The sequence below is a fragment of the Allostreptomyces psammosilenae genome (assembly GCF_013407765.1).
In the GTDB taxonomy this organism is placed as follows: Bacteria; Actinomycetota; Actinomycetes; order Streptomycetales; family Streptomycetaceae; genus Allostreptomyces; species Allostreptomyces psammosilenae.
Genome location: NZ_JACBZD010000002.1, coordinates 814,081 through 839,287 on the forward strand (window position 1 = coordinate 814,081; position 25,207 = coordinate 839,287).

The following is a 25,207-nucleotide window of genomic DNA, read 5'->3' on the forward strand; positions in this document are numbered from 1 at the left end:
TCCTCCTGAGAAGGAACACGCCGGATGACGACATCCGAGGCCGGTCGCAGTGGCAGGGCAGGGGACGTCTCCGGCGGCGACCCCGCCGGTCGTGACGCTTCCCGGCCGGAGGCGTCCGGCGGTGGGCGGGGGGTGCCGCGCCCACGGAACCGGGCCGACGCCGTGCACCGGCCGGCGACTCCGACCGCCGCCGTCGCGGGCAACCCGCAGCGGGTGCGCGGCGGCGCCGGTCCCGCGCCCCGCGCCGGGACGGCCCCCGACGCCGGCGCCGAGACCGCCCATGAGGCCGACACCACCCCTGACGCCGAGGCGGCCCCCGACGCCCACGCCGAGGCCGACGCGGCCGGCCCGGACACCGCGGGCGCGGCCGAACTGCTGCGGGACGTGCTGCTGCCCGCCGGCACGCCCGGCCTGGTCGCGGTCGAGACGGCGGTCGCCCACCGCCGGGCCGCCGCGCACGGCGCGGTCGGCGGCGACTGGCTGGACGTGATCAAGCTGCCGGGCGGCCGAGTCGGGCTCGTCGCCGGCGACGTCTTCGGGCGCGGCCTGCGCGCCGCCGCGCTGATGGGGCAGCTGCGCGCCACCGTGCTCAGCCTCGCCGTGCTGGACATGATGCCCTCGCTGCTGCTGCGTCACCTCGACGACGTGGTGCACCGGCTGGGCAGCGACTCCTACGCCACCTGCCTCTACGCCGTCTACGACCCGATCGCCAAGGAGTGCCGGGTCTCCTCGGCCGGCCACCAGCCGCCGGTGCTGATCCGCCCGGGGCGCTCCCCCGAGTCCCTGCCGCTGCCCTGCGGCGCCCCGCTGGGGATCGGCGGCGTGCCGTTCTCCACCGTCACGGTGCCGATCCCGGACGGCAGCCTGCTGGCGTTGGTCACCGATCCGCTCTCCGACGTCCGGGTCGAGTACGCGGCCGAGCGCGCGGCGGCCGAGCGCGCCGCGACGGAGCGGGCGGCGGCGGTCGGCGGGGAGCGGGCGGGCGTCCAGGACGTCCCGGATGCCCCGGGCGTCCCGGACAAGGTCGAGCCGACGCTGCTGCCGGACCTGCTCGCCCGCCTCGGCGAAGGGCTGGCCGTGCCCCCGGCGGCGGCCGGCTCGTGGGGCGGCGGCCCGGCCGGTCCCGCCGGCGGCCAGGCGGAACCACCACCGGGCCTGCAGCCGCTGTGTGACGCCACGGCGGACGCCCTGCACGCCGCCGAACCGGCCGACGAGGTCGGGGTCCTGCTGGCCCGGCTGCGCGGGCTGCCGCCCTCGCACGTGGCCGGCTGGCAGCTGGCGCTGGACCCCCGCGAGGTCCGCCGGGCGCGCAGCCTGACCGGCGGCAAGCTCTACGACTGGGGCCTGGAGCCGTTCAGCGCCACCGTGGAGCTGATCGTCAGCGAGCTGGTCACCAACGCGATCCGGCACGCCCACCGCCACCACGTGGAGCTGCGGCTGATCCGGGCCGGGAACCTGCTGGTCGGCGAGATCACCGACGACAACCACGACTTCCCGGCGCTCGTGGAGTGGGGCGGGGAGCGGGAGGACGGCTGGGGCCTGCGGGTGGTCAGCCGGCTGGCCACCCAGTGGGGGAGCGCCCGCGGCAGCACGGGCAAGACGGTGTGGTTCGAGGTGCTGCTGGTTCCCTCCGAGCGGGAGGAAATCGAACAGCCGTGAGGGGGCTCCCTCGAAAGAGTCCGGAATTCGTCGCGAAATCCGCGTCATGTCGACGGCCGACGTTGGTCTTACAAGCATGAACGTCGACACACACGACCACCGCACGCCGGAGACCATCGACTCGCTGCTGCGGCTGCGGCTCCTGCTGGGCCCGGACGCGGCGGTCTCCGTCACCGTCCGCTTCCATTACGATCCGCGCCGCCCGTACGGCATCGACGCGCTCTTCCACGCCGACGGGGACACCCCGATCCGCTGGAGCTTCGCGCGGGAACTGCTCGCGGAGGGCCTGACCCGGCCGGTCGGGCTGGGCGACATCCAGATCTGGCCGTCCCGGAGCCACGGGCGCGGAGTCGTCTTCATCGCCCTGCGCTCGGCGGACGGCACGGCGCTGCTGGAGGCGCCGCACGGCCCGCTCGCCGCGTTCGCCGCGGAGGTCGAGGCGGCCGTGCCGCTGGGGCAGGAGGAGCGGTTCGCGGACCTGGACGCGGCCCTGGCGGCCCTGCTGGACCGGCGGCCGGCCGGAGGCCCGCGGTACCGGCCGTGCTCCGGGGGGTGCGGTGGCGAGCGGGGCGTGGACGGCGACCGGTCGGCCGAGCGGCCGGCCGACTGAGCGGCCCGCCGCGCCCGTCCCGCACCTGCCGGGGGACGACTCGGGGCGGCGGGCGCCCTCCGCCCGCCGCCCCGTCCGCCTCGGCACTCGCCGCCGGGTGTCGCCCGCCGCTCGCCGGCCGGCGAGCGCCGGCGATCAGGAGCGGACCAGCCGCGCGATCGCGTCCGACGCCTCCTTCAGCTTGACGTCGCCCTCCGCGCCGCCCTCCGCGACGGCGTCGCGCACGCAGCACGCCATGTGCTCGTCCAGCATCTGCAGCGCGAAGGACTGCAGCGCGCGGGTCGTCGCGGACACCTGGGTGAGCACGTCGATGCAGTAGGTGTCGTTCTCCACCATGCGCTGGAGGCCACGCACCTGGCCCTCGATGCGCCGGAGCCGCTTGAGGACGTCGTCCTTGTGATTGCTGTAACTGACCATGTCTTCCTTCTCGCCCTCCCGCTCGTGGCGCCCGGCCCCAGACACCGCCTACCGGTACCGCCTTCCGGTACCGTCTCACGCCGCCGGAACGCTTCTCCCGGGCGGCCGCTGGCCGCTGCCGTCTCCAGTGTGACTGGTCCGGACGCCGGGAAGTAGACGGCTTCCGGCGCCTGTGGACAACCGGGCCCGACGGCCGGCCCGGCCCCCCGCTCCGTCCCGCCCCGGGCCCTCAGCCCTGGCCGAACCGCCGCAGCCGCAGGCTGTTGCCGACGACCAGCACGCTGGACGCCGCCATCGCCGCGCCGGCGATCATCGGGTTCAGCCAGCCCAGGGCGGCCAGCGGCAGCGCCGCCACGTTGTAGAAGAACGCCCAGAACAGGTTGCCCCGGATGGTGGCCAGGGTCCGCCGGGACAGCCGGATGGCCTGCGCGGCGGCCCGCAGGTCGCCCCGCACCAGGGTGAGGTCGGCCGCCGCGATCGCCGCGTCCGTGCCGCCGCCCATGGCCAGGCCCAGGTCGGCCCGGGCCAGCGCGGCGGCGTCGTTCACCCCGTCGCCGACCATCGCGACCACCCGCCCGGCCCGTTGCAGCCGATCCACCTCGGCCACCTTCTCCTCCGGGCGAACCCCGGCGATCACCTGCTCGACGCCGATGCGCTCGGCCACCGCCCGCGCCGCGGAGGCGTTGTCGCCGGTGAGCAGCACCGGGGTCAGCCCCAGGGCGCGCAGCTCGCGCACCGCCTCCGCGCTGTCCGGCCGGACGCGGTCGGCGACCACCAGCACGGCGCGGGCCACCCCGTCCACCCCGGCCAGCACGGCGGTCCGGCCGGCGGACTCGGCCCGCGCCGCGGCGGCCACCAGCTCCTCGGGCACCGCCACCGACTCCTGCTCGCGCAGCCAGGCGAGCCGGCCGACCACGACCCGGTGGCCCTCCACCCGGCCCCGCGCGCCCAGCCCGCGCACCGCCGCGAAGTCCTCCACCGGCGGCAGTTCCCCGACGCGCTCGCGCGCCGAGGCCGCCACCGCCCGGGCGATCGGGTGCTCGGCGGCGTCCTCCACCGCGCCGACCAGCCGCAGCAGCTCCGCCTCGTCGGCCACGCCCCCGGCGGTGGCGGTGGCGGCGTCGGGGGCGGTGGCCGGAACCACCTCCACCAGCCGCATCCGGCCCTCCGTGACGGTGCCGGTCTTGTCCAGCACGATGGTGTCCACCCGCCGGGTGGACTCCAGCACTTCCGGCCCGCGGATCAGCAGCCCGAGCTGGGCGCCCCGACCGGTGCCCACCATCAGCGCCGTCGGGGTGGCCAGGCCGAGCGCGCACGGGCAGGCGATGATCAGCACCGCCACGGCGGCGGTGAGCGCCGTTCCCGGCCGCGCGTCGGCGAGCAGCCAGCCCACCAGGGTGCCCAGCGACAGCAGGATGACCACCGGCACGAACACCGCCGAGATCCGGTCCGCCAGCCGCTGCACGCGCGCCTTGCCGGTCTGCGCCCGCTCCACGAGACGGGCGATCTGGGCCAGCCGGGTGTCCGCGCCGACCCGGGTCGCCCGGACCACCAGGCGCCCCCCGGCGTTGACCGTGGCGCCGGTGACCGCCGATCCGGGGCCCACCTCCACCGGCATCGACTCTCCGGTGAGCAGCGACTCGTCCACGGCGGACTCCCCGGAGACCACCACGCCGTCGGTGGCCAGTTTCTCGCCCGGCCGCACCACGAACTCGTCGCCGACGGCCAGCTCGCTGACCGGCACCCGGGTCTCCCGGCCCGCGCGCAGCACCGCGACGTCCTTGGCGCCGAGGTCGAGCAGGGCCCGGATGGCGTCCCCGGCCCGGTGCCGGGCCCGTGCCTCGAAGTAGCGGCCGGCCAGGATGAACACCACCAGGGCGGCGGCCACCTCCAGGTACAGCTCGGCCGCGTGGCCGTGCCGCTGCTCGGCGGTGGCCGGGAGCAGCGTCAGCTCCATGCGCATCCCGGTCTCGCCGGCGCCGCCGAGGAAGAGCGCGTAGACCGACCAGCCCCAGGCGGCGAGCACGCCCATGGAGACCAGGGTGTCCATGGTGCCGGCGCCGTGCCGCAGGTTGGTCCAGGCGGTGCGGTGGAAGGGCCAGGCGCCCCACAGCGCGACAGGGGAGGCGAGGGCGAAGCACAGCCACTGCCAGTAGGTGAACTGCAGCGGCGGCACCATGGACAGCAGGACCACCGGCAGGCCGAGCGCGGCCGAGCCGAGCAGGCGGCGCCGCAGGTCGGCGACGCGGGCGGCGGCGGGGTCGGCGCCGGCCGCGTCCGGTGCGGGCGCGGGGGGTGCCGGCCTCGCGGGCGTGCCGGTCGCCGGCCCGTGGGGGAGCGGCGCGGTGGTGGACGCCGGTGCCGGCGCCTCGGCGGGTTCCGGTGCCGGCGCCCCGGTGGTCGTGGTGGCGGCACCGGCGGTGGTGTCCTCGGTGGGGCCGGCCGGTGCCCCGGCGTCGCCGGAGCCGGTCTCGGCGACCGGGACGGTCCGGGCCGCCGCCGTGTATCCGGCCTTCTCCACGGTGGCCACCAGCTCCGCCACGTCGAGCGTCGCCGGGAAGGAGACGTGGGCCGTCTCGGTCGCCAGGTTGACCGAGGCGGTGACGCCCTCCATCCGGCCGAGCTTCTTCTCCACCCGGTTCACGCAGGAGGCGCAGGTCATGCCGCCGATCGCCAGGTCGACGGTGAGCCGCGGCCCGCCCGGCGCGGTGGTGCCGTGCGCCGTGGTCGCGCTGTCGGCGACGCTTCCGGCCATCGGGATCACTTCCTTCGCTGGTGCGCGCGTGTGGGTGTGCACCCCCGTGGTGGCCCGGGTCGTTCCGCCCGGGCCGGGCCGGGCCGCGGCGGCGGCCCGACGGCGCCGCCGGGCGCCCCGGCGGCGAGGGAGCCCGGGATCAGACCGTGCCGACGAGCGTGTAGCCGGCCTCGTCGACGGCCTCCCGGACGGCCTGCTCCGGCAGCGGCCCGCTGCTGGTGACGGTGGCCGTGCCGGCGGCGACGTCCACCTCCACGGTGGCGACGGCGTCCAGCGCGGACAGCTCGGTGGTGACCGCGTTGGCGCAGTGGCCGCAGGTCATGCCCTCGATGCGGTAGGTCGTGGTCTCGGCGGTGCTGCTCATCGCGTTCCCCTTCGCTTCTGCGGCGGTGGGCGCGACCGCCCACCCGAACCCACAATATACCCGCTGGGGGTATAAACGACAGGGTGTCGGGGGCACCGGCGGGACGGCTCGGCCAGGGGGGAGGCCGGCGGTCGCGCTGCCGCGGTCAGCCCACCAGCAGCACCCCGGCGCTGGCCGCGGTGGCCGTGGTCACCGCCGCCGTCAGCGGCAGCAGCCCGCGCGGCGGGGGCGCCCCGACGCCGCGCAGCCGCCCACCGGCCAGCGTCACCAGCACCCCCAGCGCCGAGCAGGCCAGCGGGACGACCCCGGGCCACAGCCCCCGCTCGGCCACCACGTGCAGCAGCAGCGATCCGCAGACGACCTGGGCGAACGCCGTCCGACTCCAGGCCAGCCGGGTCCGCTCCGGTTGCAGACCGGGGTCCCGGGGCGCCCGCTCCGCTCCGCCGGGCGCCGCCGGCCGCGGAACGCGCCGCGGGGCGCCGCTCACGGCGCGCCGCCGCCCTGCCGCCCACCCAGCAGCACCAGCACGGTGACCAGCCCGGCCACCAGCAGCACCGCCGTGGCCAGCACCGGGGCGATCCACGACGTGGGCAGCGGCTCGTCACGGCGCATGGCCCGCTGGACCGACCGCCAGCGCGGGTAGGAGCCGGCGCCCAGGATCACCGCCAGCAGCACGCAGGCCAGGGCCAGCACCTCCCGGCCCCATGGCACGGCGAACGGCGGGACGAGCTGGCGCACCGCGACGCCGGCGGCCAGCAGGCCGAGGGAGGTGCGGATCCAGGCGAGGAAGGTGCGCTCGTTCGCCAGCGTGAACCGGTAGTCCGGCTCGCGTTCCCGGGGAGCGGCGGCAGCGTCGTCCGGGCCGCCGCCGCTGCTCGCCTCCGGCACGCGTCACACCTCCAGCAGTCGCGGGTCGGGGGCCGCCCGGCGGCCCGCCGTCCTCCGCGCCGCGCCCCGCCGCACCCCCTCGCACCAGTGTGCGACAGGCGCGTGCCAGGGTGCGACCGGGTGCCCGGGAGGCGTCACCCGCGCCGTCGGCGCCGGCGCCCCGCGCGCCCCGCCGGCGGACTCACAGCCGGGCCAGGGCCCCGGCCAGCACGTCCATCCCCTCCAGCAGCAACTGCTCCGGGATCACCAGCGGCGGGAGGAAGCGCAGCACGTTGCCGTAGGTGCCGGCGGTCAGCACCACCACCCCCTCGGCGTGCGCGGCGCGGGCCAGTGCCCCGGCCGCCTCGGGGTTCGGGTCCCTGGTGCCCGGGTGCACCAGCTCCATCGCCAGCATGGCGCCGCGCCCGCGCACCTCGCCGATCACCGGGTGGCGCTCGGCCAGCTCCAGCAGCCGGCCCTTCATGATCTTCTCGATCCGCCGCGCCGCCGCGTTGAGGTCCAGCCGCTCCATGGTCTCGATCGCGCCCAGGGCAGCCGCGCAGGCCACCGGGTTGCCGCCGTAGGTGCCGCCGAGCCCGCCGGCGTGGGCCGCGTCCATGATCTCGGCGCGGCCGGTGACCGCCGCCAGCGGCAGCCCGCCCGCGATGCCCTTCGCGGTGGTGATCAGATCGGGGACGAGGTCCTCGTCCTCGCAGGCGAACCACTGCCCGGTGCGGCAGAACCCGGTCTGGATCTCGTCGGCGACGAACACGATGCCGTTGGCCCGGCAGAACTCGGCGACGCGCGGCAGGAAGCCGCGCGCCGGCACGATGAACCCGCCCTCGCCGAGGATCGGCTCGACCACCACGGCGGCCACGTTCCCGGCCCCCACCTGCTTGTCGATCTGGTCGATCACCTGGGCGGCGGCCTCCTCCCCGCAGTTGTCCGGACCGGTCGGCCACCGGTAGGGGTAGGCCATCGGCATCCGGTACACCTCCGGGGCGAACGGCCCGAAGGAGTGCTTGTACGGCATGTTCTTCGCGGTCAGCGCCATCGTGAGGTTGGTGCGGCCGTGGTAGCCGTGGTCGAAGACGACCACGGCCTGGCGGCCGGTCGCGGCCCGGGCGATCTTCACGGCGTTCTCCACCGCCTCCGCCCCGGAGTTGAACAGCGCCGAGCGCTTGGTGTGGGCGCCGGGGGTGAGCCGGGCCAGCTGCTCGGCGACGGCCACGTACCCCTCGTAGGGGGTGACCATGAAACAGGTGTGGGTGAACGCCGCGAGCTGCTCGGCCGAGCGGCGGACCACCGCCTCCGCGCTGTTGCCGACGGACGTGACCGCGATGCCGGAGCCCAGGTCGATCAGCGAATTGCCGTCCACGTCCTCCAGCACGCCGCCCCCGGCCCGGCGGACGAAGACCGGCAGCACGCTGCTGACGCCGCGCGCCACCGCCGCCGCCCGCCGCTCGGACAGCTCGCGCGAGCGCGGGCCGGGGATCTCGGTGACCAGGCGGCGCTCCTGCGGCAGCTGCGGGCCGCCGACCGGGGGAACCGGCTCGGGGGACAGGGACATGGGCTTCTCCTCCCGGTGGGGCCACCCTTCGCCGATCGCCGCCACGAGTGGGGTGGCTCCGGTCCGGGGGCGTGTGGGCGTCGCGGCACGACGGTAGGCCCGCCACGGCGGCGCGTCCCATGGACAGGGCGGCGCCTGATCGCCGCCCGGCACGCCACTTGGTCCAGGGGCCGTCCCGACCCTTCCAGTCTGGGGCGCTCCGGGCCCCCGCCGGACTCGGCGCGCCGTCGTCCGCCCCCTTCGCGCCGGCTGCGCCGGGTCCGCCCTCGGGCTCCGCCGGGCGCCCCGGCCCGTTCGGGAAGGCCGTTCGGGAACCTCCGGCGGCCCGGAAGCGTCTCGGTAGGGAGCGGCGATGCGGCCGCGCCCCGGACCACGTGGCCCGCTCGTCCGCTCGGCCCACCCCAGCAGAAACGATCATGCGCCGGGGTGCGCGGGCACGCGCGGGGTGTACGGGGCGCGCGACGCACCGGCTGCCGGACCGGCGGACAGACGGACGGACTTCACCCATGCAGCAGGACCAGCGCCGCACCGGCGGCCGGACCCAGCCCCGCCCGGGCGCGGCGCGGCGCTCCCGCGGGCGCCGAATACTCCAGTGGACCGGCGGCTCGCTGGCCACGGTCGTGCTGCTGGTCGCCGGGGCGGCGGTGTGGGCCTACAACCAGCTCAGCGGCAACATCACCTCCACCGACGTGGAGCGGGCGCTCGGCGAGGACCGCCCGGTCGACCTGCACCCCGGGGCCCTGGACATCGCGCTGATCGGCTCGGACAGCCGCGCCGGGACCAACGGCCAGTACGGCGACTTCGACACCATGCAGTCCGACACGCTGATGCTGCTGCACATCGCGGCCAACCGGGAGTGGGCCACGGTGCTCTCCTTCCCCCGCGACTCCTGGGTCGACCTCCCCGCCTGCGACATGGGCGACGGCACCATGTCCGAACCGCACCAGGGGAAGATCAACGAGGCGTACACGCTCGGCGGCCTGTCCGGCGACCCGGGCAACGCCGCGGTCTGCTCCATGAAGGTGCTGGAGGCCACCACCGGCCTGCGCATCGAGCACTTCGTCACCATCGACTTCCAGGGCTTCAAGGGCATGGTCAACGCCCTCGGCGGCGTGGAGGTCTGCCCCGAGGAGGCCGTGCACTCGGAGAAGGCCGACCTCCACCTGGAGGCCGGCTGCCAGATCATCCGGGACGAGGACGCGCTGGCCTGGGTGCGGGCCCGCTACAACATCGGCGACAGCAGCGACCTCGGCCGCATCGAGCGGCAGCAGGAGTTCCTGACCTCGATGGCGGAGCGGGCGCGCTCCCAGCTCGCCAACCCCACCGCGCTCTACGGCTTCCTGGACGCCACCACCCGCTCGCTGACCACCGACTCCGAGCTGGCCAGCGTCGCGGACCTGGCCTCGCTCGCCACCACCATGATGTCCATCCCCGAGGACGCCATCGACTTCCGCACCGTGCCCAACTTCCCGCGGTCGCTCGTGGTCCCCAGCGACCAGGCGAACGTGCTGTGGCAGCAGCCGGAGGCCGACCAGATCTTCGAGGCGCTGAGGAACGACACCCGGCCGCCGAGCGACGAGCGGCTGGGCGAGACCCCGGCCGACCCCGGCACCGGGGGCGGCACCGGGGCGGAGGACGCCGACCCGGGCGACGCCGGCGGGATCCCGCCCTCGCACGTCCCGGTCCGGGTGCTCAACGGCACCGGCACCGGCGGGCTGGCCGCCGAGGTGGCCGAGCAGCTGCGCCAGGCCGGCTACCAGGTGATCGAGGTGGGCAACGCCGGCCAGCGCGTCGAGTTCACCTCCATCGCCTACCCCAACGGCATGGCCAAGCAGGCCGAGACGCTGGCCGGCGACGTCCCGGGCGTCGAGCCGTTCGTCTCCACGGCGACCTCCGCGGCCGTCGTGCTCACCATCGGCGCCGACTGGCCGGGCCTCGACCCGTAGCCCGCACCCCCGGCGGCCGGCCGCCGCGACACCCCCGGCGGCCGGCCGTCCCGGCGCGCGGAGCGGACGTGGTCAGGGGCGGCCCCGGACGTCAGGTATGATTTCCGACGTCAGCGAGCGCCGCTAGCTCAACTGGCAGAGCAGCGGACTCTTAATCCGCGGGTTCGGGGTTCGAGTCCCTGGCGGCGCACTCGAAGACGGTTCCAGAAATGGTTCCACCACGCCGGGCGTCCTCCTTCTGCGGAGGGCGCCCGGCGTCGTTCCGGGCCGCCGTCGGCCCTCGGCCACATCCCGTCTCCCGTACCCGTCGCCGCCCCCGCCCGCGGCGCCGCCCCGCCCGCCGGGACGGCCCGGCAAAGCCGCCGACACGCCCGGAGCGCGCGATATCGCGGGAAACCGAAAACCGGGAAAACGAAACGGGCGCCCTCGACCACCGAGGACGCCCGAATGCCAGCCGGAATGCCGTTGCCGACGCCGTGCGCCGGTAACGGTCGTTGGTGCGCCGCCAGGGACTCGAACCCCGAACCCGCGGATTAAGAGTCCGCTGCTCTGCCAGTTGAGCTAGCGGCGCCCGCTGACGGAAACCATCGTATCGGATCCCGCGGAGTGCTCCGTTCCGCCCTCTCCGCGCAGCTCACGGCCGCCCCCGGCGGCCCGGCCGGGCTTTCCGCCCGACGCCGGGACGGCGCGGCGAGATCGCCGGCGGATCGCCCGGGAGAACGCCGGGATACCTCCGGGATACCGCCGCCCTCGGCCGCCCGGAGTCTGAGAGCGCTCACGAACGAAGTGGACGCGTCCGTTCGACGCGCGGAGATACCCGCGGTGATGTGTGAGCCGCCGGTACACCGACGTTGACCAAGAGTCATCCGTTGTGAACGACCTGCCTGTCGGACCGTCGGACGGTAGTAGTATCCGGGCGACCCGGGCCGTGCCCGCCGCGCAAACCCCTCGACCTCATCGCCGGACCGTCCGCCACCCGCCCCACCGTCCCGCCGCCCCTGACTCAGCCAGGACTGAGGAACCTCATGCCCTTTCGCAGTGGATCGATCAGGACGAAGATCGTCGCCCTGCTCCTCGTGCCCCTGCTGTCCCTCACCGCCCTGTGGGTGTACACCGCGATCGTCGCCATGCGGGACCTCCAGGGACGGCTGTCGCTCGACGAGGCGAACCAGCGGGTGGTCACGCCGGTGGGCGAGGTGGTCTACGAACTCCAGATTGAGCGGCGGGCCTCGGCGGAGTTCCTCGCCGGCGGGGACCCCGCCGTGCGGGAGCAGCTGGACGAGCAGCACGGCGCCACCGACGCGCGGATCGACCGGCTGACCGAGCTGGCCGGCGGTGTCGAGGCCGTGCGCGAGGAGTTCGGCGACCGCACCGCGGACACCGTCGCGGACTTCGAACGGGCCCTGGACGAGCTGAGCGCCCTGCGCGGCCGGGTCCTCGCCAGCAGCGTCGAGCCCGGCGAGGCCATCGCCGCCTACAACTCCATCGTCGACGCCGCCTTCCAGATCGTCCCCGTGCTCACCCTCACCGAGGACGCCGACCTGGCCCACCGCGCCGGCAACGTCCAGGACTTCTCCTGGGCCCGCGAGATGCTCGCCCGCGAGGACACCCTGCTGGTCGCGGGCGTCGCCGCCGGCGAGATGACCGTCGTGGAGTCCCACGAGTTCCTCGGCATGGTGCACACCCAGCGACTGCTGTTCGCGGACAGCGTCCGCGACCTCAACAGCGACGAACAGCGCGCCTACCAGCGCCTGATCGAGAGCGAGGAGTACGGCGAGCTGCGCGCCACCGAGGACGCGGTGATGGGGGCGAGCGCCGCCGAGACGCTGGACGTCGTCGACGCCGAGCGCTGGCGCGAGGCGATGGACCAGACCCTCACCACGCTCCGGGTGATCGAGAACGACGCCGCGACCACCACCCGCGAGGAGGCGCGCCCCTACACCATGGGGCTGGTCCTCCAGCTCGTGCTGGGCACGGGCCTCGGCCTGGTCGCCCTGGTCGCCTCGATCATCATCTCCGTCCGGGTCGCCCGCCAGCTCATCGCCGAGCTCACCGACCTGCGCAACGCCGCCTCCACCCTGGCCACCAGCCGGCTGCCCGCCGTGGTGCGGCGGCTGCGCACCGGCCGTGAGGTGGACATCGCCAAGGAGGCGCCGCCGCTGTACACCAGCGACGACGAGATCGGCGAGGTGGCGCTGGCGTTCAACAAGGTGCAGCGCACCGCCGTGGAGTCGGCCGTCGAGCTGGCCGAACTGCGGCAGGGCGTCTCCCGGGTGTTCGTGAACATCGCCCGCCGCAGCCAGGCCCTGGTGCACCGCCAGCTCACCCTGCTGGACGAGATGGAGCGCAAGGCCTCCAGCCCCGAGGAACTGGAGGACCTCTTCCGGCTCGACCACATGACCACCCGCATGCGCCGGCACGCCGAGGGCCTGATCATCCTCTCCGGCGCCGCGCCCGGACGGGCCTGGCGCCAGCCGGTCCAGCTGGTCGACGTGGTGCGCGCGGCGGTCGCCGAGATCGAGGACTACTCGCGGGTCACCGTCCGCCGGATGCCCCGGGTGGCGCTGCTCGGCACCGCCGTCGCCGACGTCACCCACCTGATCGCCGAACTGATCGAGAACGCCGCGGTCTTCTCCCCGCCGAACACCAACGTGCTGGTGCACGGCTCCCCGGTGCCGGCCGGGTTCGCGCTGGAGATCGAGGACCGCGGGCTCGGCATGAGCAAGGTCATGCTCGACGACATCAACGAGCGGCTCAGCAAGCCCGTCGAGTTCGACCTGTCCGACACCGACCGGCTGGGCCTGTTCGTGGTGGGCCGGCTGGCGCAGCGCCACGAGCTGCGGGTCACCCTGCGCCCCTCGCCGTACGGCGGCACCACGGCCGTGGTGCTCATCCCGCAGGAACTGCTGCAGAACGAGGAACCCGGCGCGATCGGCGGCGCGAGCGCCACCCAGACCGCGGCGCTGGCCGCCGTCCAGGCCGCCGCGCAGGGCGGGGCCGCGCAGGTGGGGGCGTCCGCCTCCACCGGGCCGGCGGCGGTGGGCGCGCGCCCGAGCGCCGCCGCCCTGCCGGCGGGCACCTCCGGCGGCGCGTCCGGCGGCACCTCCGGCGCCGAGGCGGCGTCCCCGTCCGGCGCGGGCTCCCTCGCCGGTACGGCCGCGGCGCCGTCCGGCTCCCCGGCCACCACCGCCTCGTCGCCGACCGGCTCGGCGGACGCCGCCAGCTCCCTGCCGTCCTCCTCCGGGGCCACCGCCACCGCCTCCCCGGCCTCCCCGGCCGCCACGGGGGCCGGCACGGCGGGGCGTCAGGACGGCCCCGGCGCCCGCCTGGTCCACCTGCCGGTGCAGCGCGCGGCCCGGGACGGCCGGGAGGCCGCAGCGGCGGACACCCAGCGGGACGCCTGGGACGACGGGGACGACGCGCGCACCGTGGCCCTGCGGCCCGAGGGACTGCGCCGGCAGCCCGGCCAGCCAGCCGCGACCGGCCCGTCCGGCCTGCCCCGCCGCCAGGTGAGCCGCCCCGCCGGCGCACCGGAGGCCACCACCGAGGCCGCGCCCGCGGCGTCCACCGGCTCCCGGCGGTCCGACACCGCGAAGGCCGCGGACGGCGCCCCCGCGCCGGTCGTCGACCCGGCGACCGGCGGCGTCTCCCGCGGCGTCACCCGGGTGGGCCTGCCCAAGCGGGTGCGGCAGGCCAGCCTCGTGCCGCAGTTGCGCGAGGACCAGCGCCCCGACAAGACCACCGGCCAGGGCACCGACACGGGGGCCACCGCCCCCGCCACCGGGGACCCGGCCACCCCGGAGCCCACCGAGCGGACCGCGGAGGACATCCGCGCCACCATGGCCTCACTGCAACAGGGCTGGACCCTCGGTCGGCTGGAGGCCGGGGAGCCCGACATCGGTACCAGCCCTGAGCGGGAGCAGCCCCGTCCCGGGGCATCGGCGGACGAAGCAACATCAGAAAGGGACGGTCGATGACCGGAACGGCAAATCAGCCCGGCGAGCTGAACTGGCTGCTGGACGATCTGGTGGCCCGCGTGCCCCCGGTGCGCCACGCCGTGGTGCTCTCCAACGACGGCCTGGCGATGGGCGCCTCCGCCGGCCTCAGCCGGGAGGACGGCGAGCACCTGGCCGCCGTCGCCTCCGGCCTCAACAGCCTCGCCAAGGGCGCCGGCCGGCACTTCAAGGCCGGCGCGGTGCGGCAGACCATGATCGAGCTGGAGGACGCCTTCCTGTTCGTCACGGCGGCCGGCAGCGGCACCTGCCTGGCGGTGCTGGCGGACGCCCAGTCCGACGTCGGCATGATCGCCTACGAGATGGCGCTACTGGTCAAGCGGGTCGGCGAGCACCTGGCGACGGAACCGCGGCGGGCACCCTCGGCGTCGACCCAGTAAGACGAGTACCAGTAGAGGTGACAGCACGCTTATGGCTCCCGACACCCCCCGCTGGTTCGATGACGCCGCCGGCCGCGTGGTCCGCCCGTACGCGATGACGGGCGGGCGCACCCGGCCGACGGCGGAGGTCTTCGACCTGATCTCCATGGTGGTCACCGAGGAGGACGTCCAGGTCGACGACACCGAGGAGGGACTGGAACTCGGTCCCGAGCACCAGACCATCCTCGACCTGTGCCACCGCGCGCCCCAGTCGGTGGCCGACATCGCCTCGGACCTCGACCTGCCGGTGGGTGTCGTGCGCGTCCTGCTCAGTGATCTCCTGGACGGGCGGATGATCCGAGTGACCCGCCCCGTCCCACCCGCACAGCTCCCCGACGAGCGAATTCTCAGGGAAGTGATCCATGGCCTCCGGGCGCTCTGACACGGTGGAGGACGGCTCCTCCACCGTCGCCCTGAAGATCTTGGTCGCCGGCGGTTTCGGCGCCGGCAAGACGACGCTGGTGGGCTCGGTCAGCGAGATCCGGCCCCTGCGGACCGAGGAACGGCTGACCGAGGCCGGGCGGCCGGTCGACGACCTGACGGGGGTGGAGCGGAAGTCCACCACCACCGTCGCGATGGATTTCGGCCGCATCACCATCCGCAACGGCCTGGCCGTCTACCTCTTCGGCACGCCCGGGCAGGACCGCTTCTGGTTCGTCTGGGACGAGCTGGCGGTGGGCGCGCTGGGCGCGGTGGTCCTCGCCGACACCAGGCGGCTGCAGAGCTGCTTCCCGGCGGTCGACTACTTCGAGCGGCGCGGCATCCCCTTCATGGTCGCCGTGAACTGCTTCGAGGGGGCGGAGCGCTACGAGCCGGCGGACGTCCGGGAGGCGCTGGACCTCGACGAGCGCACCCCGGTGCTGCTCTGCGACGCCCGGCAGCGCGGCTCCTCCAAGGAGGTGCTGATCACCCTGGTGGAGCACGCCATGGAGGTGCTCGCGCAGGCGCACGCCCAGTCGGGTTCCCCGCACGCCGAACCGGCCCCGGCCTGACCGGGGGCGATCGGGCGACCGGGCGATCGGGCGGTTCCCACGGGGGCGGACACGTGCGGGTGTCCGCCCCCGTGGCGTGTCATCAGCGGATTCGGTCAGTGCCGGTCAGACGTGCGGGCCGGAGACGCAGAAGGCGTTGCCCTCCGGATCCTCCAGGACCGTCCAGGCGAAGCCGTCCTCCAGCGCGTGCTCGTCCACCCGCTTGGCACCGTGCGCCACCAGCTCCGCGACGGTCGCCGCCATGTCGGCGGAGGCGAGGTCCAGGTGCAGGCGGTTCTTGCCGGGCGTCGGCTCCGAGACCTTCTGGAAGCCCAGCGCCGGGCCGCCGTCCCGCCCGGAGAGCACCACGTACCAGCCGTCGGCGTCCATCACCACCTCGCCGCCGACCACCCCGCGCCACCAAGCGGCCAGCTCCCGCGGCTCCGCGCAGTCGACCGTCACCATGCCGATTCGAACATCCATGCGAATCAGCCTAGCCCTCGTCACCGACAACGCCCGCCCGACCGTCCCCGCCCCCGCACCGCCGGCCGCCGTTCGCCCGGGCGGCGGAACGGGCCGGTGGGTGGGGTGCGCTCCGGATGCGCCCCACCCACCCCACGGGCAAGCTGTGCACCAGGAGCAGCAGCGTGAGGAGGCGGAGCCCGTGACCCCGCAGACCACCCCGCAGCCGCGGACGCGCGTGACCCCCCGGGACGTCTTCGGCCGCGCCGGCCACCCGCACGGCGACCGCCGTACCCTGCAGTCCCCGGTCGACATCCCCACCGACCGGGCCATCCCCACCCGCCTCCCCGTCCTCACCTTCCACCACCCGCCCGCCGCGCACACCACCCTCACCCTGCGCTACGAGCGCCCCGGCAGCCACCAGCCGAGCTGCCAGCACCCCGACCGCGAGACCACCATCGGCGCCGAGGTGGCCCCCCAGGGGGCCCGGCTCGACGTCGGCGGCGTCCGCCACACCTTCGCCGGCGTGCACTGGCACACCCCCGCCGAGCACCTCCTTAACGGCACCCGGTTCCCGCTCGAACAGCACGCCAAGTACGTCGCGGACGACGGCACCCGTCTGGTCGTGGCCGTCCTCTTCCGCGAGGGCGAGGCCAACCCCCTGCTGGAGCGCCTGTTCCGCGCGCTGCCGCAGCCCGGCGCCGAGGCCGAACTGCGCGAGGTCGACCTGGCCGCCCTCTTCCCGGCCACGCTCGGCTCGTACCGCTACACCGGCTCGCTCACCACCTGCCCCTACACCTCCCCGGTGCACTGGATCGTCCTGGCCGACCCGCTCACCGCCGCCGACCACCAGATCGAGCTCTACCGCGAGCGCTTCCCCGACTCCAATGCCCGCCCCACCCAGCCCCTCGGCCCCCGCCACGTCCGCACCGACACCAAGTAACCGCCGCGGATGACCGACACCGACCGCGCGGCCGGGGCGCCGCCGCCGGCCAAGCTGACCCTGCCGACCCTGACCACGATGGTCGTCGGCTCCATGGTCGGCGCCGGCGTCTTCTCGCTGCCGCGGCGGTTCGCGGAGGCCACCGGCGTCTGGGGCGCCCTGATCGCCTGGACCATCGCCGGCACCGGCATGCTGACCCTCGCCTTCGTCTTCCAGTCGCTGGCGGTCCGCAGACCCGACCTCGACGCCGGCGTCTACGCCTACGCCAAGGCCGGATTCGGCGAGTACCTGGGCTTCTTCGCCGCCTTCGGATACTGGGCCAGCGCCTGCGTGGGCAACGTGACGTACTGGGTGCTGATCACCTCGACGGTCGGCGCGATCGCCCCGGCCCTCGGCGACGGCGACACCCCGCTCGCGGTGGCGGTGGGCTCCGTCGGCCTGTGGTGCTTCTTCCTCCTGATCCGGCGCGGCATCAAGGAGGCCGCGGCCATCAACCGGGTGGTCACCGTCGCCAAGATCGTGCCGATCCTGGTCTTCGTCCTGCTGGCCCTGGTCTACCTGCGCCCCGCGGTGTTCCTCGACAACCTGGCCGGCGCCGACTACGCCGGATCCCTGTTCAGCCAGGTCCGCGGGACGATGCTGGCGACCGTCTTCGTGTTCCTCGGGGTCGAGGGCGCCAGCGTCTACTCGCGCCACGCCCAGCGCCGCGAGGACGTGGGACGTGCCACCTTCCTCGGCTTCCTCAGCGTGTTCGCCGTCTTCGCGTCCGTCACCATTGTGGCCTACGGCATCCTGCCGATGGCCGAGATCGCCGAACTGCGCCAGCCCTCCATGGCCGGCGTCCTCCAGGCGGCCGTCGGCACCTGGGGAACCGTCCTGGTCAGCGTGGGCCTGATCGTCTCGGTCCTCGGCGCCTACCTCGCCTGGACGCTGATGGCCGCCGAGGTGCTCTTCGTGGCGGCCCGGGACAGCGACATGCCGCGCTTCCTCAGCCGGGCCAACGCCGCCGACGTCCCCGTCCCGGCGCTGCTGATGACCAGCCTGCTGAGCCAGGCCGTGCTGCTGATCACCCTGCTGTCCGCCGACGCCTTCGACTTCGCCCTCAACCTCACCAGCGCCCTCACCCTGATCCCGTTCTTCCTGGCCGCGGGCTTCTCGGTGCGCGGGGCGTCCCGCCCCGGCCAGCCGGGCGCCGGCGTCCACGGACGCCGCGGCCGCGACCTCGCCATCGGGGCGCTGGCCACCGTCTACACCGCCTTCCTGATCTACGCCGCCGGGCTGAAGTACCTGCTGGTGTCGTTCATCCTGTACGCCCCCGCCAGCATCCTGTTCGCGATGACCCGCCGCGAGCAGCACAGACGGCTGTTCACGCCCGCCGAGCTGGTCATCCTCGCCGTCTCGGTCGTTGGCGCCGTCTGCGGCGTCGTCGCCCTGGCCACCGGATGGATCACGCTGTGACCGCGCCGCGCCGGCGCCCCGTTGTGCCCGACTCCCCCGGAAGGACACACCATTGCCCGCCCCCGAGACCCCGACGACGCCCTCCCCGCACGGCGTCCCTGCACACGGCGTCCCCTCACACGGCGTCCACTCACACGGCGTCCACTCCGAGGTCGGGCGGCTGCGCAAGGTCCTGGTCTGCTCGCCCGGCCTGGCCCACCACCGCCTCACCCCGACCAACGCGCAGGACCTGCTGTTCGACGACGTGATGTGGGTGGAGAACGCCCAGCGCGACCACGCCGACTTCGTCCGCCTGATGCGGGAACGGGGCATCGAGGTCGTCGAACTCCACGAGCTGATCGCCCAGACCATGGCGATCCCGGAGGCCAGGCGGTGGCTGCTGGACCGCCGCATCACCGCCAACGAGATCGGCCTCGGCCTCGTCGACGGCACCCGCGCCTTCCTCGACGCACTCAGCCCCGAGGCACTGGCCGAACACCTCATCGGAGGCCTCGCCGTCGACGACCTCCCCGAGGACCACCGCTCCGGCTACCTCGCCCTGGCCCGCGAGTCGCCCGGCGCCCGCGAGTACCTGATGCCGCCCCTGCCCAACACCCTCTACACCCGCGACACCACCTCCTGGCTGTACGGCGGCGTCACCCTCAACCCGCTCTACTGGCCGGCCCGGCACGACGAGACCCTGCTGATGAAGGCGGTCTACGTCTTCCACCCCGACTTCGCGGACTCCACCGTCTGGTGGGGCGACCCCGAACAGGACTGGCGACGCGCCACCCTGGAGGGCGGCGACGTCATGCCGGTGGGCAACGGCGTGGTGCTCGTCGGCATGAGCGAACGCACCTCCCGCCAGGCCATCAGCCAGCTCGCCGCCGCCCTCTTCCGCGCTGGCGCCGCCGAACGCGTCATCGTCGCCGGCATGCCGAAGCTGCGCGCCGCCATGCACCTGGACACCGTCTTCACCTTCGCCGACCGCGACGTCGTGACGGTCTACCCGAGGATCGTCGACGGCATCCACACCATCTCGCTCCGCCCCGGCGACGGCCCCACCGGCATCGAGGTCACCGATGATGGCCACCGGCCGTTCCCGGACGTCGTCGCCGAAGCCCTCGGCCTGCCCGGCCTGCACGTCGTGGAGACCGGAGGCGACGTCTACGCCTCGGAGCGCCAGCAGTGGGACAGCGGCAACAACGCCGTGGCCCTGGAGCCCGGCGTCGTCGTCACCTACGACCGCAACACCCAGACCAACGCTTTGCTGCGCAAGGCCGGCATCGAGGTGATCACCATCGTCGGCGCGGAGCTGGGCCGGGGCAGAGGCGGCGGCCACTGCATGACCTGCCCCCTTGCAAGAGACCCGGTCGACTTCTGATCCTGTCCTGCTCTCGGACCCTCCCTGAACCGGGACGCCTTCATGAGCAACAGCGGCACGGACCCCATAGATCCTCTTTGCCCATGGTGAGCACCGTCCCCGGCCCAACCGCAGTGGCACCGGCTGGCCGGTGGTCGGGTCGACTTCGCGGTCCACGCCGGGCACCGCGGTCATCGCCCCGCCCGGCCTTGCGGCCGCCCTCGCCGCGTGGGTGTCGGGGCGTAGCACGCCGGCGCCGCCGGAGCTGGGCGGGGCCATAATCCCCGCATGTGCGGGGAGCACGTCGACGAACCGGTGCGCCGGGCCGTCGAGGCGGGACCATCCCCGCGTGCGCGGGGAGCATAGGTGCTGAGCTGGGACGTTACCTTGTTGGTGGGGCGCTTTTGATCACTTTCGTTGATCCCGACATAACAGCGTGAGTTGGATCAAACGACCTGATAGGGGATTAGTTGGGCTATTCAGAAGGTGGGGAGGTCTCGCAGGGGGCGGCCGTGGATTCGGCGGATGTGGCCGCGGCCTACTGCGAGTGGGGCGATGAGGGTCCAGCCGGAGATGCCGGCCAGCAGCGTCCCGAGCCGGCCCGCTGAGTCGACGCGGGTGGCTTCCTCCAGGGGGACCACGCCCTCGGGATCGCGGATGACCGTGATGTTGTCGCCGGGCGAGTAGGGCGGAGAAGAGCCCTGGTAGTCCAGTGACTCGTCGAGCACGGTGCCGTCGGCCTTCTGCAGCTCGAAGCGGTGCCGGTTCCCGGTGACGTCCGCACCGACGATCGTGACCTGCTCCCGCACGCCCCGCTGTTCCAGGGCTGCCTCGGGTGCGTACTGCACGGCTCCGACGAGCACCATGACGCTGGGCAGCAGTGAGAGGAAGCCCAGCCACCAGGCCCGGTGGAGGGCGACCACCGCAGCGCCGAAGGCGAAGCACAGCACGACGCCGAGCACGATCGGCACGCCGACCGTGCTCAGGGCGAGGTACGAGACGCCCGCGATCGTGCCCGCGACCAGCCAGGCCGCGAGTAGCAGCCCCAAGGCCCGGCCGAACGCTCCGGTCGTGGACCAGACCCCCGGGCGTCGCCCCGCCATGGTTCCCCCCTGCTCGTTCATGCGGGACACCGTATCGGCAGGCCCGCGCGCCGACGTCAGGTGGTTTGGTGGGGGAGGTGCTCGGCGAGTAGCTCCAGGGCGCGGTCCGCTGTGGGGGCGGGGCGTTCGTACACCTTGGCGAGCAGGTGGACCATGCCCGCCAGGCGCGACTTGCTGGTGTAGACGAGGAGGTTGCGATCCGGCGCGGTCGGGATGGTGAGCGGTAGGTGGAGGAAGCCGGCGTCGGCGAGCTCGTCCGCGATGCGATTCGCCGTCTCCGCATCCTGATCGGTCGCGGCTATGGCCTCGCGCAGCCTCCGTACGGTGACCACCGCGTAGCCGTCACCCTCGGCCACCGCCTTCCTGATCCAGCCTGCGTCCATGACGTTCTCCTCCCGTGCGGGCGGCGGTGGTGGGGCGTTGTGCGCTGTATGACAGCATGTCAGGTCGAGATGGGAGTGGAGGGGCGTGCGGGGTGGTTGGGGTGACGGGCTGGGTGGGAGGCGGGGCATGGTGTTCGGCGGGCGTGCCTGGGGGGTGGGCGTGTCGCGGGCGGCTGGGGTTGTGCTGGTGACGGCCCTGGCTGCGGGGTGCACACAGGGGTCGAGCGCGCGGAATGAGGGGGACGTCGCGGCGTCGGCGTCGGCGTCCGCTGCGGCGGAGCTGGGGAGGGCGGCGGCGGTGGTGGCGGCCGAGCGGGTGCAGGGGGAGGTCTCCCCGCTGCTGGACGAGCTGGCCCAGGCACACGGCGAGGGAAGTGCCTCGGCGTGCGCGTCGTCCTCGGAGCGGCTGTTCACCCAGGAGTGCGCGGTGGTCGCGGCGGACACCTGGGAGGTCGCCGAGCGGGCCCTGGAGCTGGTCGAGGCGGAGGGGGCCGATCAGGGCACGGGGCAGTTCGGCGTGCTGCGCGGTGTGGTGGAGGAGACCCGGGTGGCCGTCGAGGGGTACGAGGCACTGAGCTGCGCGGACTCGCCGACCGACGCGGCGGTGCGGAGCGAGTGCCTGGAGCACGGGGCGGTGCTGGCGCAGGCGGGGCCTGATCTGCGGGACGGGCTGATCGCGGGGCTGGCGGGGCAGTAGCCGGAAGTTTTCCGGGGGCCGGGGGCAGGGGCCTCGCGCCCCGCCCGTGCCGGCCGGGGGCTTCCCCTGGCCGGCACGGGCGTCGGGCGGCTGGGTTACTCGGTGCCGTCGGGGGTTTCGTCGTCCGGGTCGGTGTCGTCGGAGGGGGTCGTGGCGGCGGTGGCTTCGGCCACCTCGGCCTCCTCGGCGCGGCGGACCTCGGACAGGACGTCGGCTACGGGCATGCCGATGATCTCGGCGGCGCGCTCGGCGCCGTCCATCACCTCCACGAGCTTCGCGACGGCCTTGGCGGTGGCGACGCGGGCGGCGCGCTCCTTCTCCAGTGCCTTCTCGTAGCCGGTGACGGCGGCCAGCTCGCGCCGCTGGCGCTCCTTGAGAACCTTGGCCGGGGACATGGCCGGCTCCTGACGTGCGGTCATGTGCAGATCCTAGTACGAAGATCAACATTGGCCGGTCGGGCGACGCCGGGGGAAGAGGGGGGAGAGGGGGAAGGGGGGTGTGTCCGGGGTGGGTGGTTTCCGCCGACTTGAGGGATTTCGCTCGATTGGGTGGAGGCCACCTGGGCTAGCCGCGTTTTCGGCGTGAGGGCCCTCGGAGCGGGCCTACCCTGACCGGCATGGCGATTACCGATCCCGACCAGACCGTTCCGACGATCATCCGGCCTCCGCTCCTGCCGAACTCCCGGGTGGCCGGTGAGCACGAGTGCCCCGATCCGGAGGTGGAGGTCATGGCGGTCTGTCTGGCGCGCATGAACTCGCTGACGCCGCAGGCCCGGGCGCGCGCCCTGAGCTGGCTGAACAGCAGGCTGGAGGAGACCACCGAGGTGCTCGGGGGGTAGGGCGGGCGGCGCCGGGACGTATCGTTCCTGCGCTCGCCCGCCCGTTCCCCCAGCCTGCGGGAGGGTTCTCGAAGAGGTGACGGCGAGGGCTAGAGCGGCTGGGCGCCCGGTCGGCCGGCCTCGACGACGAAGCTGCCGGCGGTCTCCACCGGGGCGTCGGGGCGGGTGACGTACGGGACCACCCGGTAGTCGGTGCGCCAGGCGTCCGGGGTGATGCGGCAGCTGACGTAGCCGCGCTGGGCGTTGTGGAACCGCAGGTGCGGGTTGACGGCGAGCCAGTTGCGGCCGAGCTGGTCCATGGCGGCGCCGTCCTTGCCGGAGCTGATCGAGCTGCCGGCGAACTCGGTGGCCACGACCGGGGAGCGCTCGTCGGCGAAGTCGAGCTTGAGGTCGGCCACGACGCTGCGGTGGATGTCGCCGGTGAGCACGACGGGGTTGTTCGCGCCGCGGTCGCGCAGGCCGGTGAGCAGGCGGTCGCGGGCGGCGGTGTAGCCGTCCCACATGTCCAGGCCCGAGGAGTCGATCTCCGGGTCGGGGTTCTGGTCGACGGCGGCGATCAGGGTCTGGTTGGCCAGCACGTTCCAGGTGGCGGCGGAGCGGCCGGCGCCGTCGAGCAGCCACTTCTCCTGGGCCTCGCCGAGCATGGTGCGCGAGGGGTCGTGGCGGTCCGCGCAGCCGGGCTTGGTGCCGTCGCCGCACGCCTGGTCGGTGCGGTGGGACCGGGAGTCCAGCACGTGCAGGTCGAGCAGCCGGCCGAAGTGCAGCCGGCGGTACATCTGGGCGCGGGCGCCGTGGGGCCGCTGCGGCAGGCGGAGCGGCTGGTGCTCGTAGTAGGCCTGGAAGGCGGCGGCCTTGCGGGCGAGGAACCACGCCGGGTCGGTGTCGGGCAGGCCGTCGCTGTCGATGGCGGCGATGTCGGCGGCCCAGTTGTTCTCGACCTCGTGGTCGTCCCAGGTGAGGATCCAGGAGAAGGCCTGGTGGGCGGCCTGGAGGTCGGCGTCGAGCTTGGTGAGGGCGTAGCGGTTGCGGTAGTCCGGCAGGGTGGCGGTCTCCCGCTGGAAGGAGGCGTCCAGCGTCATGTTGCGGATGCCGGCGGTGGCGCCGACGCCGTACTCGTACAGGTAGTCGCCGAGGTGGACGACGAAGTCGAGGTCCTCGGCGGCCATGTGCCGGTAGGCCGTGTAGAACCCCTCGTACCAGCACTGGCAGGAGGCGAAGGCGAAGGCGAGTTCGCCCACCCGGTCGCGCGGGTCGGGGGCGGTGCGGGCGCGGCCGACGGGGGAGATGTCGCCGCCGGTGCGGAAGCGGTAGAAGTACTCCCGGCCGGGTTCGAGGCCGTCCACCTCGACGTGCACGGAGTGGCCGAGCTCGGGCGTGGCGAAGGTGTGTCCCTGGCGGACGATCCGGCGGAAGTTCTCGTCCCGGGCGACCTGCCAGCCGACGTTCACCTTCCGTTCGGGCATCCCGCCGCGGCCGTCGACGGCCAGCGGGTCCGGTGCCAGCCGGGTCCACAGCACGACGCCGTCGGGGTGCGGGTCGCCGGAGGCGACGCCCAGGCGGAAGGGGTCGCCGGGGAACCGCGGCTGGGCCCAGGCCCGGCTCGCGCTCGCGCCGGCGGCCCACAGGCCGATCGTGGTGAGCCCGGCGGCGGTGGCGCCGAGCAGTCGGCGCCTGGTCAGGTCGTTGTGCATGCCCGTCCTCGATCGTTGCGGCGGATGATGACGGGAGATCACTGTCGAACGGCCGTCTGAAGGCCGAACGTCCAGCGAACCGCGGGCAGGCGAACAACGGGTTTCGTGCGCCCCCCGGTCGGCGGCCTAGGGTGGCCGCCATGGGAGCGGAACGGGATCTCGGTCGGTTGCTGCGCGGGATGGATCCGCGGCTGCGTGCGGGGCGGTACGTCTTCTGCGCGGTGGCCGGTCCGGAGGCGGTGCCGGCGGGGGTGCGGCCGGAGGCCACGGTGGTCGAGGACGAGGGGCTCACGCTGGTCGTCCCGCGGGAGCAGGCCGACGCCGCGGGGCTCGCCTACGACTACGTCGCGGCCTGGATCACGCTGCGGGTGCACAGCGCCCTGGACGCGGTGGGGCTCACCGCCGCCGTCGCCGGCCGGCTGGCCGCGGAGGGCATCAGCTGCAACGTGCTGGCCGGCTTCCACCACGATCACCTGCTGGTCGCCGCCGACGACGCCGAGCGGGCGGTGCTGGCGCTGCGCGCCCTGGCGGAGGTGGCCGCGGGGGATGCGGCGGCGGAGGACGGCGCGGCGGAGGGGTGACGGCGCCCGCGGCGCCGGGAGGCCCGGCCGGGGTGCCGGATCCGTTGACGGATGTCCGGGCGGGGCCCACTCTGGTCTGGACCAGTGGTGGCCGTCGAGCTGTCATGAACACGTTTGC

Annotated in this window: 24 protein-coding genes and 2 tRNA genes; 14 read left to right on the forward strand and 12 right to left on the reverse strand. The window is 74.4% G+C overall.

The genetic code is table 11. The annotated features are described in order from the left end of the window. Nucleotides 1-24 precede the first annotated feature (24 nt). Nucleotides 25-1,659: an ATP-binding SpoIIE family protein phosphatase gene (locus tag FHU37_RS25790; RefSeq protein ID WP_179817037.1), complete on the forward strand. Its 1,635-nt coding sequence runs from the start codon at nucleotides 25-27 to the stop codon at nucleotides 1,657-1,659. Between the two features lie 76 nt (nucleotides 1,660-1,735). Beyond that, entirely contained in the window at nucleotides 1,736-2,269 is a 534-nt protein-coding gene (locus FHU37_RS25795; RefSeq protein WP_179817038.1) for an SsgA family sporulation/cell division regulator, read from the forward strand. A gap of 135 nt (nucleotides 2,270-2,404) precedes the next feature. Here the strand turns inward: FHU37_RS25795 and FHU37_RS25800 are convergent, their stop codons facing one another. The 6 genes from FHU37_RS25800 to gabT all read right to left on the reverse strand — a co-directional run bounded on the left by FHU37_RS25800 (nucleotide 2,405) and on the right by gabT (nucleotide 8,242). Then, on the reverse strand, nucleotides 2,405-2,686 hold the full coding sequence (locus tag FHU37_RS25800; protein WP_179817039.1) for a metal-sensitive transcriptional regulator: 282 nt from the start codon (nucleotides 2,684-2,686) through the stop codon (nucleotides 2,405-2,407). 229 nt (nucleotides 2,687-2,915) lie between these two features. Further along, nucleotides 2,916-5,441: a heavy metal translocating P-type ATPase gene (locus FHU37_RS25805; RefSeq protein WP_179817040.1), complete on the reverse strand. Its 2,526-nt coding sequence runs from the start codon at nucleotides 5,439-5,441 to the stop codon at nucleotides 2,916-2,918. A gap of 139 nt (nucleotides 5,442-5,580) precedes the next feature. Continuing rightward, nucleotides 5,581-5,805: a heavy-metal-associated domain-containing protein gene (locus tag FHU37_RS25810; protein ID WP_179817041.1), complete on the reverse strand. Its 225-nt coding sequence runs from the start codon at nucleotides 5,803-5,805 to the stop codon at nucleotides 5,581-5,583. A gap of 145 nt (nucleotides 5,806-5,950) precedes the next feature. After that, the gene (locus tag FHU37_RS25815) at nucleotides 5,951-6,292 is read right to left on the reverse strand and encodes a DUF202 domain-containing protein (RefSeq protein ID WP_179817042.1); all 342 of its coding nucleotides are present in this window, start codon (nucleotides 6,290-6,292) and stop codon (nucleotides 5,951-5,953) included. Further along, on the reverse strand, nucleotides 6,289-6,693 hold the full coding sequence (locus FHU37_RS25820; RefSeq protein WP_179817043.1) for a YidH family protein: 405 nt from the start codon (nucleotides 6,691-6,693) through the stop codon (nucleotides 6,289-6,291). The genes FHU37_RS25815 and FHU37_RS25820 overlap by 4 nt, the downstream gene beginning before the upstream one ends. A gap of 181 nt (nucleotides 6,694-6,874) precedes the next feature. Further along, complete coding sequence (gene gabT / locus FHU37_RS25825; protein ID WP_179817044.1) at nucleotides 6,875-8,242, reverse strand: 4-aminobutyrate--2-oxoglutarate transaminase; 1,368 nt, start codon at nucleotides 8,240-8,242, stop codon at nucleotides 6,875-6,877. Nucleotides 8,243-8,748: 506 nt separating this feature from the next. Here gabT and FHU37_RS25830 point away from each other — a divergent pair. Beyond that, a complete protein-coding gene (locus tag FHU37_RS25830; RefSeq protein WP_179817045.1) occupies nucleotides 8,749-10,188 on the forward strand; it encodes an LCP family protein in 1,440 nt (479 codons plus the stop codon). Nucleotides 10,189-10,305: 117 nt separating this feature from the next. Then, a tRNA-Lys gene (locus FHU37_RS25835) sits at nucleotides 10,306-10,378 on the forward strand. A 305-nt stretch (nucleotides 10,379-10,683) separates the two neighbouring features. Here the strand turns inward: FHU37_RS25835 and FHU37_RS25840 are convergent. Next, nucleotides 10,684-10,759, reverse strand: a tRNA-Lys gene (locus FHU37_RS25840). Nucleotides 10,760-11,213: 454 nt separating this feature from the next. Between FHU37_RS25840 and FHU37_RS25845 the strand changes: the two genes are divergently transcribed. The 4 genes from FHU37_RS25845 to FHU37_RS25860 are packed head-to-tail and all read left to right on the forward strand — an operon-like array spanning nucleotide 11,214 to nucleotide 15,612. Next, a complete protein-coding gene (locus tag FHU37_RS25845; RefSeq protein ID WP_179817046.1) occupies nucleotides 11,214-14,165 on the forward strand; it encodes a sensor histidine kinase in 2,952 nt (983 codons plus the stop codon). Beyond that, nucleotides 14,162-14,581 (forward strand): roadblock/LC7 domain-containing protein, encoded by a 420-nt coding sequence (locus FHU37_RS25850; RefSeq protein WP_179817047.1) that lies wholly within the window; start codon nucleotides 14,162-14,164, stop codon nucleotides 14,579-14,581. The genes FHU37_RS25845 and FHU37_RS25850 overlap by 4 nt, the downstream gene beginning before the upstream one ends. A gap of 31 nt (nucleotides 14,582-14,612) precedes the next feature. Next, nucleotides 14,613-15,002: a DUF742 domain-containing protein gene (locus FHU37_RS25855; protein WP_179817048.1), complete on the forward strand. Its 390-nt coding sequence runs from the start codon at nucleotides 14,613-14,615 to the stop codon at nucleotides 15,000-15,002. Continuing rightward, the gene (locus FHU37_RS25860; RefSeq protein WP_179817049.1) at nucleotides 14,983-15,612 is read left to right on the forward strand and encodes a GTP-binding protein; all 630 of its coding nucleotides are present in this window, start codon (nucleotides 14,983-14,985) and stop codon (nucleotides 15,610-15,612) included. The genes FHU37_RS25855 and FHU37_RS25860 overlap by 20 nt, the downstream gene beginning before the upstream one ends. Before the next feature lie 105 nt (nucleotides 15,613-15,717). On the opposite strand, the gene FHU37_RS25865 is transcribed toward FHU37_RS25860, so the two are convergent. Further along, the gene (locus FHU37_RS25865) at nucleotides 15,718-16,074 is read right to left on the reverse strand and encodes a VOC family protein (protein ID WP_179817050.1); all 357 of its coding nucleotides are present in this window, start codon (nucleotides 16,072-16,074) and stop codon (nucleotides 15,718-15,720) included. Between the two features lie 181 nt (nucleotides 16,075-16,255). Here FHU37_RS25865 and FHU37_RS25870 point away from each other — a divergent pair, with 181 nt between their 5' ends. From FHU37_RS25870 to FHU37_RS25880, 3 genes are read left to right on the forward strand one after another with little or no spacing between them, the layout of a single operon-like run. Further along, nucleotides 16,256-16,996 (forward strand): carbonic anhydrase family protein, encoded by a 741-nt coding sequence (locus tag FHU37_RS25870; protein WP_179817051.1) that lies wholly within the window; start codon nucleotides 16,256-16,258, stop codon nucleotides 16,994-16,996. A gap of 9 nt (nucleotides 16,997-17,005) precedes the next feature. Beyond that, nucleotides 17,006-18,454, forward strand: a complete 1,449-nt coding sequence (locus tag FHU37_RS25875; RefSeq protein ID WP_179817052.1) for a basic amino acid/polyamine antiporter — start codon at nucleotides 17,006-17,008, stop codon at nucleotides 18,452-18,454. Between the two features lie 52 nt (nucleotides 18,455-18,506). Further along, nucleotides 18,507-19,817 carry an arginine deiminase gene (locus tag FHU37_RS25880; RefSeq protein ID WP_179817053.1) on the forward strand — a complete coding sequence of 437 codons (1,311 nt, stop codon included), beginning with the start codon at nucleotides 18,507-18,509 and terminating at the stop codon, nucleotides 19,815-19,817. 458 nt (nucleotides 19,818-20,275) lie between these two features. Here the strand turns inward: FHU37_RS25880 and FHU37_RS25885 are convergent, their stop codons facing one another. Together FHU37_RS25885 and FHU37_RS25890 are read right to left on the reverse strand one after the other, a co-directional pair. Beyond that, complete coding sequence (locus tag FHU37_RS25885; protein WP_246451301.1) at nucleotides 20,276-20,920, reverse strand: hypothetical protein; 645 nt, start codon at nucleotides 20,918-20,920, stop codon at nucleotides 20,276-20,278. 35 nt (nucleotides 20,921-20,955) lie between these two features. Next, nucleotides 20,956-21,282 (reverse strand): hypothetical protein, encoded by a 327-nt coding sequence (locus FHU37_RS25890; RefSeq protein WP_179817054.1) that lies wholly within the window; start codon nucleotides 21,280-21,282, stop codon nucleotides 20,956-20,958. Nucleotides 21,283-21,580: 298 nt separating this feature from the next. Here FHU37_RS25890 and FHU37_RS25895 point away from each other — a divergent pair, with 298 nt between their 5' ends. Next, complete coding sequence (locus FHU37_RS25895) at nucleotides 21,581-21,979, forward strand: hypothetical protein (RefSeq protein ID WP_179817055.1); 399 nt, start codon at nucleotides 21,581-21,583, stop codon at nucleotides 21,977-21,979. 95 nt (nucleotides 21,980-22,074) lie between these two features. On the opposite strand, the gene FHU37_RS25900 is transcribed toward FHU37_RS25895, so the two are convergent. Further along, nucleotides 22,075-22,398, reverse strand: a complete 324-nt coding sequence (locus FHU37_RS25900; protein ID WP_179817056.1) for a hypothetical protein — start codon at nucleotides 22,396-22,398, stop codon at nucleotides 22,075-22,077. A gap of 197 nt (nucleotides 22,399-22,595) precedes the next feature. Here FHU37_RS25900 and FHU37_RS25905 point away from each other — a divergent pair, with 197 nt between their 5' ends. After that, nucleotides 22,596-22,817 (forward strand): hypothetical protein, encoded by a 222-nt coding sequence (locus tag FHU37_RS25905; protein ID WP_179817057.1) that lies wholly within the window; start codon nucleotides 22,596-22,598, stop codon nucleotides 22,815-22,817. An 89-nt stretch (nucleotides 22,818-22,906) separates the two neighbouring features. Here FHU37_RS25905 and FHU37_RS25910 read toward each other — a convergent pair whose 3' ends face one another. Further along, on the reverse strand, nucleotides 22,907-24,508 hold the full coding sequence (locus tag FHU37_RS25910; RefSeq protein ID WP_179817058.1) for an alkaline phosphatase D family protein: 1,602 nt from the start codon (nucleotides 24,506-24,508) through the stop codon (nucleotides 22,907-22,909). Nucleotides 24,509-24,648: 140 nt separating this feature from the next. On the opposite strand from FHU37_RS25910, the gene FHU37_RS25915 reads away from it, so the two are divergent. After that, a complete protein-coding gene (locus FHU37_RS25915) occupies nucleotides 24,649-25,089 on the forward strand; it encodes an ACT domain-containing protein (protein ID WP_179817059.1) in 441 nt (146 codons plus the stop codon). Nucleotides 25,090-25,207: the final 118 nt, after the last annotated feature.